Here is a 14,998-nt window from a genome sequence, read left to right on the forward strand (position 1 = left end):
AAAAAACAATCAACAAAATATACCTAATCGCTACACGTTTAAAAAGCGTATGAAGTACTTCTTAATCTTAATTTTGTGTTGTATCGCTTCTGTGGCGGTAGCGCAGGAGGGTACTTCAAATTATAGAACGAAGAAAGTAGCGGTTACAGATACTATTCAAATAGATAGTGTTAGTATTAACCCAAGTTATTTTAGAGTAGAAAATAAAGAAGGTGAGGTCATAGATGCGTCTCAATATGCAATCGATTTTAAAACAAGCACACTAATTTTTTCTGAAAATGAACAGTTAAACGACTCTATAACGCTACGTTATCTAAAATACCCTCAGTTTATAACGCGAGATTATTTCAGCTTTGACCCAGGCCTAATTGTAAAAAACACCGGGAGCATAGACCGCCTATATTCTTTAGAACAAGGCACCGATAAGCAAAGTTTTAAACCCTTTGACGGGCTCAACACCGTTGGAAGTATCTCTAGAGGCGTAACCATTGGGAACAATCAAAACGCCGTGGTAAATAGCGAATTAGACCTTCAAATTACTGGAAAGTTAAGCGATAAAGTCTCTATTCGTGCTTCAATTCAAGATGCCAATATTCCATCGCAACAGGGTGGTTACTCCCAAAGTTTGGACGAATTTGACCAAATTTTTATAGAACTCTATAGCGACAGTTGGAATATAAGAGCAGGTGATGTAGACTTACAAAACGACAATAGTTATTTTGGGCGCTTTACAAAAAAGGTGCAAGGAATTTCCTTGGGAGGCACTTTTCAGCATGAAAATGGCGCAAAAACCAATGCATTTGCTGCCGGGGCATTGGTTAGAGGTGTTTTTCAACGAAGCGAATTTACAGGACAAGAAGGAAATCAAGGACCCTACAAATTGGTTGGCCCTAATGGTGAGCTTTTTATCTTAATTGTTTCTGGCAGCGAACGGGTTTATGTAAACGGGCTCTTGTTAGCGCGGGGTGAGAACGCAGATTACGTAATTGACTATAACGCTGGAGAAATAAAATTTAACCCCACCTACCCCATTACAGCCAATATGCGAATTACGGTAGAATATCAGTTTACTGATAGAAGTTATACACGCTTTATAGGCTATGGCGGCGGAAATTACACCAGCGAAAAACTAGATGTAGGGGTGTATGTGTATTCTGAAAGCGATGCAAAAAATCAGCCCTTGCAGCAAAACCTATCTGAAGAACAGGTGGCCATTCTTCAAGAAGCGGGAGATGATATAACAAATATGGTGGCGCCTTCGGCCGTTGCCGATACGTTTTCAGAAAATAAAATTTTATACAAGAAAGAAATTGCCTTAAATGGAGAGGAAATTTTTGTTTTTTCGAATAACCCAGAAGATGAACTCTTTAGTGTTCGGTTTTCTTCGGTACCAGAAAACCAAGGTAATTATGTTCTTAGCGACCAAAGTGCTATTAGTAGAATTTTTGAATACGTACCGCCGCTCAACAATGTACCACAAGGAAATTTTGAACCTATTATTCAATTAAACGCACCTACTAAACTTCAAATTGGCGGCCTGAATGGAAGCTACAGACCTACCTCAAAAACAACAGTAAATTTCGAAATTGCCGGAAGTCAGAATGACTTAAATTTATTTTCAACTATTGATGATGCAAACAACGACGGATTTGCAGGACGGTTAGATGTTAGACAAAATTTAATTACCACGGCAGACACTCTAAAACTTGATGCTATAGGGTCGCTAGATTATCTTAATAAAGATTTTAGAACCATTGAACGTTTATACAACATAGAATTTAATCGTGACTGGAATTTAATAGACCCCTTAGGCGATCAGCGGTTTGTAATAGGTGGAGTTGCTTTAAATTCTCCAACTTTGGGTAGCGCTACTTATACATTTCAGGATTTAGATTTTTCTGAAAACTTTACCGGGACACGTCATGTGGTAAATGGCGCCCTTCGTTTCAAGAAATTGCAGACATATACGAGTGCTAGTATTTTAAATAGCCAAAGTGATAGCCTTACATCAGATTTCAATAGAATTCATCAAACAGCAGTTTATTCTTTAAATAAGGCGTGGATTGGTGCTAAAGTGAGTGCCGAAGATAACCAAGTGAAGCAAACAAAAAATGACAGTCTGAGTTTAGTGAGTCAACGCTTTTCAGAATTTGAAACTTTTGTAGGGGTTGGTGATAGTACAAAAGTATACGTAGAAGCAGGGTATAGACACAGAGTAACCGATAGTGTTCAGTTTAACAAATTACTGAAAGTAAATACAGCAAACACCTACTTCTTAAAATCGAAATTACTTAACACCGCGAACACACAACTTTCTGTATTTGCAAATTATAGGGAGCTTACCCCCTTTAACAGTCCAGTAGATTCTTTAGAAAAGGAAAAGTCGCTGAATTCGCGTATTCTATACAATCAGAATATTCTGAAAAGCGGTATTCGGTTTAACACTGTTTTAGAAGCCAATAATGGAGTGCTTCCGCAGCAAGAATTCACCTATACTCAAGTAGAACCAGGGCAAGGTATTTACACTTGGATAGATTACAACAATAATGGAATTCAGGAGCTAGATGAATTTGAAATAGCGCAATTTCAAGATCAGGGGGATTACGTTCGAATTTTATTGCCAAATCGAATTTTTATAAAGGTTAGAGAAAATAAGTTTAGCCAGATTATTACAATAGACCCTAAAAACTGGAATAATAAAGAAGGGTTTTTAAAGGTACTTTCTAAGTTCTACAATCAAACTTCGTATGTTTTAAATAGAAAGGTTCGCCGTGACAATGACGGTTTCAACATTAACCCTTTTGAAGATGGAGATGATGAGCAGCTAGGGCTTAATTTAAATTTTAGGAATGCGTTATTTTTTAATCGTGGAAAACAGCGTTATACTACAAGCTACACCTACGTTTCTACCTCGGGAAGCAATTTATTAGCCGTTGGTTTACAAGAAAGCAAGCTTACCAATCACCAGTTAAATTTTAATCATAAATTCTGGGGAGCTTGGCTACTTAATCTACGAGGTGCACTGGGAGCAAATGAAAGCACTTCAGAAAACTTTCCGAGTCGAAATTTCGATTTAGACACCTATGAGGTAAACCCTAAGCTTTCGTATTTATTTAGTCGCGCCACCCGTTTCGATGTTTTTTATCAGTTTATGAATGAAGAAAATGTATTAGGGATGCTAGAACAGCTAAAACAACAAAAAATTGGAACTTCTTTTTCGTATACCAACGCTCAGAAGATTTCAATAAATGGTGAGTTTAACTATATTGATAATGCTTTTGAGGGGAGTGCTTTTTCTCCTGTGGCTTATCAGATGCTTGAGGGGCTACAACCAGGCACAAATTTTACATGGACGCTCCTTTTTCAGAAGAGAATAACAAAATACTTAGATGCTAATCTTTCGTACTTCGGAAGAAAAAGTGAAAATTCTAAAACAGTTCATACGGGTAGTATCCAGTTACGGGCGTATTTCTAAGACTTCAATTAATCACATTTCGTGCTATTATCTCATAACTTGAAGAATTAAATTTAGAAGATGCAAACCCTTGTAGAATGTACCTAAAGCTTACTTCCCGCAAATAAATTTCAGCGTTATAGAAAATAGCGGCACATATTTTGTATTTTAACACAGTACAAATACTAAAAACACTTAATCATGAAAATTTTACACCTAACAGCAATGGCCGCATTATTTGCATTTACCTCTTGTTGTACTTCTAGTAAGACTACTAAGGGAAATGATTCTTTAAATAGTTTGGCCGAATCTAAAAAGATGATGGAAGATGGATTTATGCAGGGAACGATTGTAGCCTCGACTGCCGAGAATGACTGTCCGTATGTGATCAAGTCTGAAATAGACGGAGCTACAGTTATGTATGACCCCACTAATTTAGAACAAGGCTTTATGAAAGACGGTATGAAGGTATGGTATAAATACAGCCCATTACGTATGATGAATCGTTGCGACAAAGCGAGCCCAGTAAATCTTACCGAGATAAAAGCAATGTAGTTTCACTTTAAAAAAATTACAAAAAGAAAAGGCTGCCCGTTGGGCAGCCTTTTTTATATACTATAAATCAATTCTTATTTTACAATAAGCTTCTTAGAAACACCACTTGTGCTATTTCCAATTCTAACAATGTAAACACCGCTAGATGCATAAGACATATTAAGCTCATATCTGTATCCATCTCCGTTGTTATCAAGACCATAACTCAATAAGTTTTGTCCTAATACATTTGTTACAGTAAGTGTAAGTCTCTCTGTAAGTGTTTGAGTAGCTAAAGAAATATCAAACATGTTATTTCCTTTGTTTACAATAAGAAGGTCTGAATCTGACAAGATATTATCTTCTACACCTAAAGTAGTGTTCGTTACTGTTTTAGTTGCAGTATCATTTGCTGCTACTGAGTCTCCAGCCAATCCTGTAGAAACTTCAATATCATAAGAAGTACCTGGTGTAGACATGTCTACAGGTACTGAAAATGTATGACTAATACTAGTTGCACTAGCTAAAGGTCCAGCAATCACATCAGTTACGATAGCAGTACCATCTACAGTAAGGCTAACAGGGATGTTAGTTTGTGGATCTGTACCAAAGTTAAAGATCGTAGCAACAACATCTTCAGCAGCTGTTAGTGCTCCATCATTAGGATCTGTAATGGTAGTAGCTCCAACATCATTTGCTTGACTAGGTGCAATATCAAATACCCCTACGTGATCTTTTCTACCACCTACAGCGATTTCATTGATAAACCAGAACGTCTGATCATTGTTAGGGTCGATATCAATTTTAGAGTAATCTCCGTAACGTAGGTTAGGAATATTGTTTGTACTTAATTTAATTGGAGTTTCAGTAACAGTCATAGTTCCTAAAGCGTCTGCTGCGAATCTACCTGTGTAGTAAGAACCTACTCTAAAGTCTGTAGGGTTTGGTGTTGTTGGTCCTGCCATTGCAGAATACCCCATACCAATATTTCCAGCGTTATCCATCATTAAACTACCCATCCAAGCGTGCTTTCCGTCTGGAGACGTAAAAGTACCTTCTTGGTGTAACGTCCATGGCTGTCCAGCTCCTGTTTGACGTAATTCTACCCAACGAATACCTGCTAACTTTCCTCCACCAGCATCGGTATCTACAGTAAAGTTAAATAATGCAGAGTTGTAGGTAGGAAATTGTCTAAACTGTGCTTGGTTCATGATAGTAGCTTGAATTGCATCGATAGATGCTCCACCTCCTGGTTGAGATAGGTTAGAGAACCCTCCACCATCAAATACTGAGATAAACGGCGCTAAAGGGATTTCAGTAACAGCAGAAACTACAGAGTTTCCTGGAGTAGCAAAATCTGTATCGATCGTCCAGTATCTAGCGTGATCTGTTGTCACACCACCATAAGAGTCGTCTGCTAAGTAAATTACAGTTGCACCACCTGACGTAGGCATGTCGTCGTTAGTTACATTTAATACCTGCGCGCTGTGGAAAGAAATTCCAGGGTTAGGGTTAATCCAACCTGGCATAGAAAATGCCTGAATTCCTGCCGTTGCAGCTCCTGCTAATGCAGCAGCTCTTTCAACAACCCATACCTTTGCACTTGAATTACCACCGTTATTACCCGTTAGGTAGTAACCATCTCTCCATACAGAAAGCTTGTTGTAGTCATTTACGTTTGGTACTGTATACACATTCCAAGCAGCAGATACTGGGTCTGGCCCGTCAGATACGGCAACCTGAACTTGCCCGTTAGATGAGAACAAGTAAGATAATACCCAACGATCTGCAGCAGAATCGTAAGAAACAGTAAGGTCACAACATCCACCTCCAGAGAAGATGTTTGTTACAGACAACTGTCCTGTAAGAGGCGCTCCGGTCTTGTCGAAAATTCTGAATCCTGTGTTAAATACAGTCATCACGTGATCTGGCCCAACGGCAAGCGCTGGATCTGAAGGAGATGATCCTGAAGCTGTAGCTTCGAAATCAAATAATAATGATCTTGTATTAATAGTTCCTTCCGCTGGATTTGGGTTACTAGCATATACATCGTTTGTTGTTTGTGGGTCTTTCCCTATAATATAAGGATATGAGGTAGCACGTTTGTCTTGCGCCTCACGTTCTGTCATGTCTGCAGGAATCAAGTTAGTTCTAGATTCCAAACTTGGAACATACATTTTAGGTGGAGTTTCACCTACAAAATCTGGCCCTTGTTGTGCATTTGCTGAAAAGCCAAACGCCATTACCAAGGCGAGAAGAGTCAATTTTAGTTTCATTAGAATAGTTTTTTTTAGGTTAATTCTTAATAAGACGTTAAAAGTACAAAAACTTACTTCATAATAAAAAGAAAAACCCCCTTAAAATAAGAGGGTTAATCTACTAGTTTAGTATATTAAACAGCCATTTTTTATACGAAGTGCTCGTTTTTAATCGGCTCGCTATTTCGGCTATAGGAATTCTTTCCTGTTGCATGGTATCTCTATCGCGTATGGTAACGGTGTTATCTTCTTTGGTTTGATGATCTACAGTAATACAAAATGGTGTTCCCGCAGCATCTTGTCTTCTGTAGCGTCGCCCTACTGCATCCTTTTCATCATAAGAAACATTGTAATCCCATTGCAACTGCTGTACAATTTCTTGCGCAATTTCCTGCAGACCATCTTTCTTCACTAAAGGAAGGATTGCTGCCTTGGTAGGTGCTAAAATAGAAGGAAGCTTAAGAACAACTCTCGTGCTTCCATCGTCTAAAGTTTCATCTTGAAGTGAATGACTTAACACTGCCAAAAACATTCTATCCAAGCCAATAGAAGTCTCTACAACATATGGAGTATAGTTTTTATTTAGTTCAGGATCAAAAAACTGAAGCTTCTTTCCGCTAAATTCTTCGTGTGCTTTTAAATCGAAATCGGTTCTAGAATGAATTCCTTCCAATTCTTTAAATCCGAAAGGAAAATTAAACTCTATATCTGCAGCCGCATTGGCATAATGCGCTAATTTTTCATGGTCGTGAAAACGGTAGTTCTCTGGCCCCATACCTAATGACAAGTGCCATTTAAGGCGTGTTTCTTTCCAGTAGTCGTACCATTTCATTTCCTCTCCTGGTCGTACAAAAAACTGCATTTCCATTTGTTCAAATTCACGCATTCTAAAAATAAACTGACGCGCCACAATTTCATTTCTAAATGCCTTACCCGTCTGCGCAATTCCAAATGGTATTTTCATACGTCCCGTTTTTTGAACGTTCAAGAAATTTACAAAAATACCTTGAGCCGTTTCTGGGCGTAAATACAAATCTGTTGCACTTTCTGCAGAAGCACCTAACTTGGTACCAAACATAAGGTTGAATTGCTTTACATCGGTCCAGTTTTTAGAACCTGTATCGGGGTCTGCAATCCCTAATTCTTCAATTAGTGCTTTTACGTCGGCTAAGTCTTCAGCTTCTAATGAGCGTGCCATCCGATTTAGAATTTCGGCTTTCTGCTCTCGATATTTTACCACTCTAGGATGAGTAGCAACAAACTGAGCTTCATCAAAAGCATCGCCAAAGCGTTTTTTAGCTTTTAAAATTTCCTTCTGTGCCTTTTGCTCTAATTTTTCGGCATAGTCTTCTACGAGTACATCGGCACGATAGCGCTTTTTTGAATCTTTGTTATCTATAAGCGGGTCGTTAAAGGCATCTACGTGTCCGGAAGCCTTCCAAGTAGTGGGATGCATTAAGATAGCTGCATCAATACCAACTATATTTTGGTGCATGTACACCATACTTCGCCACCAATATTCGCGAATATTTTTCTTTAATTCTACCCCATTCTGTGCGTAATCATACACGGCACTTAAACCGTCATAAATTTCGCTAGAACCAAATATGTAGCCGTACTCTTTTGCGTGCGATACTACTTTCTTAAACTGATCGTCGTTTGCCATGGCGCAAAAATAGAAAAATTTGCAGCCGCCACATATATCTCAAAGAGATTTTAAACAAAAAACCTGCAAAGAAATTCTTTACAGGTTTCATACTATACCTTATAGATTTTGTTCTAAAGTCTTTTACTATTTCAATACCATAGCGGTGGTTGCAATTTGCTTTCCTCCATCAAAAACATTGATAACATAACGACCTTCTATTAAATCGTCTTCTAGAGCATCTATCATGGCGCATACATCAAGTTCTTCATTTTCGTAATACACATTAACAGACTTACTGTAGTTTAACGTTCCGTTGTCGTAGGTGAGACTGGCTTTTTCACCAAGTAAGTTATTCTTAGGATTAATAACTTGAACATAGATTGTTTTATCTCCTGGCTCAGCAATCGCATTTGGAGCCAATTGAAAACAAGCTCTAATTTTATCTGCTCTGCTACTGCGTCTTGTGTCTACTACTTTACCACTATTTCTAATAATTACGGCCTCTCCTCTTAAGTCGGTAGCACTTAGTGCTGCACCTTTGGCAACAGTTTCGGACAAAGCAAGATTTTCCATATTAACAGAATCTACCACTTTAATAGTTTCATTTAACATGCTACTAGTGCTGTCACGCTCTATTACCAATCTATTGTTGGCAGCAATCAGGCTATCTGCTTTTCTGAAAAGTGCTTTACGCTCGTTTTTCAATCTTCCAATTTCAACTTTATAACGCTGAATAAGGCCTACGTTGGCTTCTGCATCTTTAACCGAGTCTAATAAAATCTCGATTCGCTCTCTTGCAGCCAAAAGGTCATTGTCTTTAAGTTCGTTGTCTTGAATCACTTCATCATAATTTGCGATAAGCTCTTCTAGTTCATTTTCAATTTCGGTCTTTTGCTGCTCTAATCCAGATACAGTACTTTTACTATCATTATAAAGTGTAACCGTATACACAGCAAGTGCTATAAGCAGTACAGAAAGCACACCTATTAACACTTTAAATTTGGCACTATTATTTTCGTTATTCATAGAATTAAATTTACGTCTAGGTTAGGAATATGAGGCTAAAATACTACGCAACTAGGTATCAACTTGTTTATGAAATGGTAAAAAAAAATTAAAAAATGTTAAATGTCTTATTTCCAAAACTCTGTCACGGTTGTAAAACCAAACTGCTAAAGGCAGAAGAAGTACTTTGCGGGAACTGTAGACACCAACTCCCTTTGGCATGTTATCACCGTACAAATAATGAGACAGTTCGCACTATATTTAGCGGAAGAATACCCGTGGTAAACGCCACTGCACTGCTCCAATTTCATAAAAAAGGTATTACCCAACAATTATTGCACGATTTAAAGTATCGCAAACAAGAACAGATAAGTTACTTCTTCGGAAAGTGGCTAGGGGCAGAACTTGCAGAAATTGAGGCATATCAAGATATCGATATGGTTATTCCAGTCCCTATTCATAAAACAAAGAAGAGAAAGCGCGGGTATAATCAGGTAAGCGGATTTGGTCATGAAATTTCGCAAGCGCTTGCAATTCCATTTGCTGAAAACGTTCTTCTCAAAAAATCTGCCACTAAATCGCAAGTTTTTAAACAACGTTTTACACGATTTGGCAATCAAGAAGTTTTTAGTGTTAAACATGATTCATTACTTAATGAAAAACATATTTTGTTAGTAGACGATATTGTTACCACAGGGGCTACCCTAGAAACTTGCGCAAACCTACTCTTAGAAAAAGGCGCTACTAAAATTAGTGTTGCTACAATGGCTATAACGTTATAAACATGGTAAAACCTAATATGCCATCAAAAAACTTGTTATTTTTGTTTCCTTGAAAAAACTTATCACACACCTATACCATTATAGACAAAGAGTACTTTATCTCTTAATTCTATGCCTTTTTTCGCTCTCATTTGTAGATTGCGCAAAGAGAGGCAATCCTAGTGGTGGTAAAAGAGACTCGTTAGCCCCAGTAATAGTAAAAAGTAGTCCAGAAAATTATAGCACTCATTTTGAAGGGAACGAAATAAGAATCACCTTCGATGAGTATATTAAATTAGTTGAAGTCCAGAAAAACCTAATAATATCTCCCCCGTTAAAATATCAGCCAATTATTACGCCACTTAGCACAAGTAAGCAGCTACGCATTAAAATTCTAGACACCCTTAAAGAGAATACCACATATTCATTTAACTTCGGAAATAGTATAGTAGATAACAATGAAGAAAATGAATTTCCATACTTTAAATATGTATTTTCTACAGGTAGCTACATCGATAGCTTAACCTTAAATGGCACAGTGAAAGATGCGGTACTCCCTAAAGCCGAAAACCCAGTGAGTGTGCTACTCTATGAATACAATGAAACATTCTCAGATTCTATAATATTTAAAGAAAAGCCAACCTATATCACGGTAACAAAAGACAGTACAAACACCTTCGAATTTACAAATCTTAAAGAAGGGAAGTACTTATTAATTGGACTAAAAGAAAAAAGTAACGACTATATTTTTCAACCTAAAACCGATAAAATAGGTTTCTTAAGAGATACCATTTCGTTACCCGCCGATACTACGTACAGCTTAACGGTTTTCACAGAAACTCCAGACTGCGAAGTAACTAGGCCAGCGCATCATAGCAAACAAGAAATTTTATTTGGTTTCAACGGAAAAGCAGACAGCCTTCAAATACGTCCAATTTCCGAAGTACCACAAGACTACACCTCAAAAATTTATAAAGATTTCGAAAAAGACACCTTACATTATTGGTTTAAACCAGCATTTGATGTAGAAGTAACAGATTCGTTGTTGTTCCTTGCAACCAATAGAACTTCTAGAGATACCCTTGAGGTACGACTTAAAAAGCTCTTTGCAGATTCATTAAATATTACTCCTGCTCAGGGAGCCACACTTACGTTGTTAGACACATTTAAACTACAGGCAAATACGCCCATTAATACATTTTCTGAGGATAGAATTGAAATTTTAGACAAAGACTCTATTGCTGTTCCGCACAGCGTGACGTTAGACACCTTATACAATAGAGCTTCCATTGTTTTCGACAAAACATTTGAACAAAACTATAAGATTAAGCTGCTACCGGGAGCTATTACAGATTTTTTTGAAGCTACTAACGATACGCTTTCGTATTCGGCCCGCACAAAAGCAGAAGATGAATACGGAGATATTGCGCTTACCTTGCGAAATGCAGAAAAATTTCCACTAATTATTGAACTAGTTAATGAAAAATTTAAAGTGATTCGTTCTAAAGTTATAACTGAAAATTCAGTTGTTAGCTTTCCCTATATTGAGCCAGGTTTTTACTACATACGTATTGTATTTGATACAAACGCAAACAATATTTGGGACAGTGGTAATTTTTTACAAAAATTACAACCTGAGGCGGTCAAATATTACGGAGAAAGAATAGAAATTCGTGGTAATTGGGATCAACAAATTACCTTTACGTTAGAGTAAATGCATCTGCATCATTTAAAAACTGAAGGTGTTTTCGGTTTTTAGTTATGTGTGTTTTAGAGAGCGTAATCGTGTCTACAAACTCTTTTTCATAATCCTGTGTAGATATCTGTGTTCCCAGAACATCATAAATTGCGCTGTGCCCAGTATATTCATGACCGTTACCATCTAACCCCACACGGTTAACACCAACACAATAACTCATGTTTTCTATGGCGCGTGCTTTTAAGAGTGCATCCCAAGCAGTAATTCGTTTTTTAGGCCAGTTAGCAACATATAACAGCACGTCGTAATTTTCTGTATTTCTAGCCCAAACTGGGAATCGCAAATCGTAACACACCAATGGGAAAATACGCCATCCTTTATAGTCAATCACAACTCTATTTCTACCAGCTGTATACGTTTTATGCTCGCCGGCCAGGGTAAATGTGTGTTTTTTGTTGTATGTGAAAATGGCACCTTCTTCGGTTATAAAATAGAGCCTATTGTAGTAGCATTCGTTGTCTTTTACAATAATACTTCCAACTAAGGCACACCCTCTTCGCGCAGCAAGTTCTTTCATCCACATGACAGTAAACCCTTCTCTTTCTTCGGCAAGGACATCAGCATTCATGCTAAAGCCAGTTGTAAACATTTCGGGAAGCACAACAATATCTGTCTCTTCAGTTATACCCATAATTTTATCATACAACATGGCACGATTTGCTTTTGCATTTTCCCAATGCAAATGTGTTTGTATGAGGGTTACTTTCAATTGTTCTTTTTGAGACATGTTATATCCTATTGTTTTGGCTATTCTTCTAAGGTAGTAATAACTTCACTTAACCCTTGTAATTTAGCATGATCTAGTGCTGTATTACCACGGTCATCTTTTATATGTTTGTCTGCTCCATGGGCAAGCAACATCTTTATTATTTCAATTCTATTAAAGGTAGCCGCATAGATTAACGCAGTTGCGCCGTTAAAGTTTGTTACATTCACATTTGCGCCGTGCTTCATAAGCATTTTGGCAATAGTGGCAAATCCCTTAAAGCACACTCCCATTAATGCTGTATTTCCACTTGCATCTTGGGCGTCAATATTTTGTGGATGTTTTAAAATTTCCGCGGAAATTTCCTCCAATCCGTAATAGGTCGCAAGCAGAAGTGGTGTACTACCCCTAGCATCAGTCTCATTTACCCAACTTGGGTTCTTGCTAAGCAATACCTGTAGCTGTTCCTTATTTTCTTTTCTAATTGCCGCAAATAAATCCGAAATTTCCATAGCTTAAATCTTATGATAAAGATAAAAAGAAAGCAACACCTATGGCATTGCTTTCATATAATGTTACGTTAAACAGCCTGTGTTAGGCTATGTCGAAACGGTCTAAGTTCATAACTTTTACCCATGCTGCAATAAAATCGTTTACAAATTTTTCTTGAGCATCTTGACTTCCATAAACCTCTGCCATGGCACGCAGTTCAGAGTTAGAACCAAATATAAGGTCGGCTCTTGTTCCTGTCCAAACTATAGCACCTGTTTTTCTATCACGTCCTGCAAACACTCGATCGTCGTTAGATGTCGCCTTCCAGGTTGTGTTTAAATTCAACAAGTTTGCAAAGAAGTCGTTGGTAAGTGCTTCTTTTCTATTGGTAAAAATCCCGTAGCTAGAACCATCGTAATTAGCATTTAAAGCGCGCATTCCTCCTACTAGCACCGTCATTTCTGGGACAGTAAGCGTTAATAAATTTGCTTTATCTACGAGCAATTCTTCTGTAGATATTTCTTGGCCACTCTTCAAGTAGTTTCTGAAACCGTCTGCAACAGGCTCTAGATGTGCAAAAGAGTCAACATCGGTTTGCGCTTGTGTAGCATCTCCTCTACCTGCATTAAATTGAACTTGTACATCGTGCCCAGCATTTTTGGCTGCTTTTTCAATACCAACAGAACCTCCTAGTACAATAACATCTGCTAATGATACATGCTTATCTGGATTATTACTATTAAATTTTTGCTGAATATTTTCTAGCGCATCAACCACTGTTGCCGTTCCTTTATTCACTTCCCAACTTCTCATTGGTTCTAGTCTTATACGTGCACCATTAGCACCACCTCGCATATCCGAATTACGATATGAAGACGCAGATGCCCAAGCAGTAGTTACAAGTTGAGGAATTGTAAGTCCAGAATTAGCAATGCTTTCTTTTAGCGACGCAACATCGTTGTCAGTAATTTTAGAAGCTGTTTCATCAGAAATAGGGTCTTGCCAAAGCAACTCCTCTGTTGGAACTTCTGCTCCTAAATATCTACTAACTGGTCCCATATCACGGTGAGTTAACTTAAACCAAGCACGAGCAAAAGCATCTTCAAAATCTGCATGGTTTTCGTGAAAATGTTTAGATATTTTTAAATATTCAGGGTCCATTTTTAGCGCCATATCTGCGGTAGACATCATCAACGCTTGTTTTTTGTTGGCATCATGAGCCATAGGTGCCATTCTAGCATTAGAATCTGCCGTAGGGGTCCATTGGTGTGCTCCGGCTGGACTTTTTGTAAGTTCCCAATCGTAATTTAATAGCACGTCAAAGTAATCATGATCCCATTTATTTGGATGTGGTGTCCACGCACCTTCTAAACCACTTGTAATGGTGTCCCCTCCTTTACCAGTCTTGTATGTACTTAACCATCCTTGACCTTGCGCTTCAATTCCCTCACCTTCTGGCTCTATTCCTACAAGATCTGCATCTCCAGCCCCGTGCGCTTTTCCGAAGGTATGTCCTCCAGCTACCAATGCAACAGTCTCTTCATCGTTCATTGCCATACGCCCAAAAGTTTCTCTTATATCATGCGCAGAACCTAAAGGATCTGGTTGCCCATTAGGTCCTTCTGGGTTCACATAAATTAGTCCCATATGCGCTGCTCCTAATGGTTTTTCTAATTCACCATCTTTTTTATAACGTTCGTCATTGCCCATCCATTCTGTTTCAGAACCCCAATAAATATCTTGTTCCGGCTCCCAAATATCTTCACGACCCCCTGCAAAACCAAAGGTTTTAAAGCCCATAGACTCTAGTGCGCAATTTCCAGCGAGAATCATTAAATCTGCCCACGAAATTTTATTTCCATATTTCTGCTTAATGGGCCACAGTAGAAATCTTGCTTTATCTAGGTTACCATTATCTGGCCAGCTATTAAGAGGAGCAAAGCGCTGGTTACCCGTATTACCACCACCTCGGCCATCGGTAACACGGTAGGTACCTGCACTGTGCCAAGCCATCCTTATAAATAGACCCCCGTAATGGCCATAATCTGCCGGCCACCAATCTTGTGAATCTGTCATAAGCGTAACCAAATCGTTTTTAACTGCAGACAAGTCTAAACTTTTAAAAGCAGCAGCATAATCAAAATCGGCGCCCATTGGGTTCGACTTTGCGGCATGTTGTCTTAAAATATTTAATTTTAATCTATTAGGCCACCATTTCTGATTTGTTGTACCGCCTCCAGCACTGTGACTTTGAACACCTCCAAAATATGGGCATTTGCTCGCATCTCCATCATTAATTTCCCAAGCTTCTCCGTGATTACTCATTGGTTTTATTTTTTAGTTACGTGAATAAATTTTTTGTTCTTTCTAAGAAGTTTAAA

The 14,998-nt window shown here is 38.1% G+C and carries 10 protein-coding genes; 4 read left to right on the forward strand and 6 right to left on the reverse strand.

From position 1 onward, the window contains the following. Nucleotides 1–49: 49 nt before the first annotated feature. Together G5B37_RS08455 and G5B37_RS08460 are read left to right on the forward strand one after the other, a co-directional pair. The gene (locus G5B37_RS08455; protein WP_164679604.1) at nt 50–3,475 is read left to right on the forward strand and encodes a hypothetical protein; all 3,426 of its coding nucleotides are present in this window, start codon (nt 50–52) and stop codon (nt 3,473–3,475) included. A gap of 180 nt (nt 3,476–3,655) precedes the next feature. Then, nucleotides 3,656–4,009, forward strand: coding sequence for a hypothetical protein (locus G5B37_RS08460; protein ID WP_164679605.1), 354 nt, complete (start codon nt 3,656–3,658; stop codon nt 4,007–4,009). 74 nt (nt 4,010–4,083) lie between these two features. Here G5B37_RS08460 and G5B37_RS08465 read toward each other — a convergent pair whose 3' ends face one another. From G5B37_RS08465 to G5B37_RS08475, 3 genes are all read right to left on the reverse strand, one after another. Beyond that, entirely contained in the window at nt 4,084–6,264 is a 2,181-nt protein-coding gene (locus tag G5B37_RS08465) for a T9SS type A sorting domain-containing protein (RefSeq protein WP_164679606.1), read from the reverse strand. 103 nt (nt 6,265–6,367) lie between these two features. Further along, entirely contained in the window at nt 6,368–7,912 is a 1,545-nt protein-coding gene (locus tag G5B37_RS08470; protein ID WP_164679607.1) for a glycine--tRNA ligase, read from the reverse strand. A 126-nt stretch (nt 7,913–8,038) separates the two neighbouring features. After that, nucleotides 8,039–8,920: a hypothetical protein gene (locus tag G5B37_RS08475; RefSeq protein ID WP_164679608.1), complete on the reverse strand. Its 882-nt coding sequence runs from the start codon at nt 8,918–8,920 to the stop codon at nt 8,039–8,041. A 95-nt stretch (nt 8,921–9,015) separates the two neighbouring features. On the opposite strand from G5B37_RS08475, the gene G5B37_RS08480 reads away from it, so the two are divergent. Further along, the gene (locus G5B37_RS08480) at nt 9,016–9,681 is read left to right on the forward strand and encodes a ComF family protein (protein WP_164679609.1); all 666 of its coding nucleotides are present in this window, start codon (nt 9,016–9,018) and stop codon (nt 9,679–9,681) included. A gap of 49 nt (nt 9,682–9,730) precedes the next feature. Further along, nucleotides 9,731–11,374, forward strand: coding sequence for an Ig-like domain-containing protein (locus G5B37_RS08485; RefSeq protein WP_164679610.1), 1,644 nt, complete (start codon nt 9,731–9,733; stop codon nt 11,372–11,374). Here G5B37_RS08485 and G5B37_RS08490 read toward each other — a convergent pair. From G5B37_RS08490 to katG, 3 genes are all read right to left on the reverse strand, one after another. After that, a complete protein-coding gene (locus G5B37_RS08490) occupies nt 11,361–12,146 on the reverse strand; it encodes an amidohydrolase (protein ID WP_164679611.1) in 786 nt (261 codons plus the stop codon). The genes G5B37_RS08485 and G5B37_RS08490 overlap by 14 nt on opposite strands. Before the next feature lie 20 nt (nt 12,147–12,166). Then, nucleotides 12,167–12,637 carry an ankyrin repeat domain-containing protein gene (locus tag G5B37_RS08495; protein ID WP_164679612.1) on the reverse strand — a complete coding sequence of 157 codons (471 nt, stop codon included), beginning with the start codon at nt 12,635–12,637 and terminating at the stop codon, nt 12,167–12,169. Between the two features lie 82 nt (nt 12,638–12,719). Further along, entirely contained in the window at nt 12,720–14,942 is a 2,223-nt protein-coding gene (gene katG / locus G5B37_RS08500) for a catalase/peroxidase HPI (RefSeq protein WP_164679613.1), read from the reverse strand. Nucleotides 14,943–14,998: the final 56 nt, after the last annotated feature.

This window comes from Rasiella rasia (assembly GCF_011044175.1).
Classification (GTDB): Bacteria; Bacteroidota; Bacteroidia; order Flavobacteriales; family Flavobacteriaceae; genus Marinirhabdus; species Marinirhabdus rasia.

What these genes read in the sequence shown, in the direction of transcription:
- G5B37_RS08455 (WP_164679604.1), top strand. Translation starts at nt 50, where the DNA reads ATGAAGTACTTCTTAATCTTAATTTTGTGTTGTATCGCTTCTGTGGCG.
- G5B37_RS08460 (WP_164679605.1), top strand. Translation starts at nt 3,656, where the DNA reads ATGAAAATTTTACACCTAACAGCAATGGCCGCATTATTTGCATTTACC.
- G5B37_RS08465 (WP_164679606.1), bottom strand. Translation starts at nt 6,264, where the DNA reads ATGAAACTAAAATTGACTCTTCTCGCCTTGGTAATGGCGTTTGGCTTT.
- G5B37_RS08470 (WP_164679607.1), bottom strand. Translation starts at nt 7,912, where the DNA reads ATGGCAAACGACGATCAGTTTAAGAAAGTAGTATCGCACGCAAAAGAG.
- G5B37_RS08475 (WP_164679608.1), bottom strand. Translation starts at nt 8,920, where the DNA reads ATGAATAACGAAAATAATAGTGCCAAATTTAAAGTGTTAATAGGTGTG.
- G5B37_RS08480 (WP_164679609.1), top strand. Translation starts at nt 9,016, where the DNA reads ATGTTAAATGTCTTATTTCCAAAACTCTGTCACGGTTGTAAAACCAAA.
- G5B37_RS08490 (WP_164679611.1), bottom strand. Translation starts at nt 12,146, where the DNA reads ATGTCTCAAAAAGAACAATTGAAAGTAACCCTCATACAAACACATTTG.
- G5B37_RS08495 (WP_164679612.1), bottom strand. Translation starts at nt 12,637, where the DNA reads ATGGAAATTTCGGATTTATTTGCGGCAATTAGAAAAGAAAATAAGGAA.
- katG (WP_164679613.1), bottom strand. Translation starts at nt 14,942, where the DNA reads ATGAGTAATCACGGAGAAGCTTGGGAAATTAATGATGGAGATGCGAGC.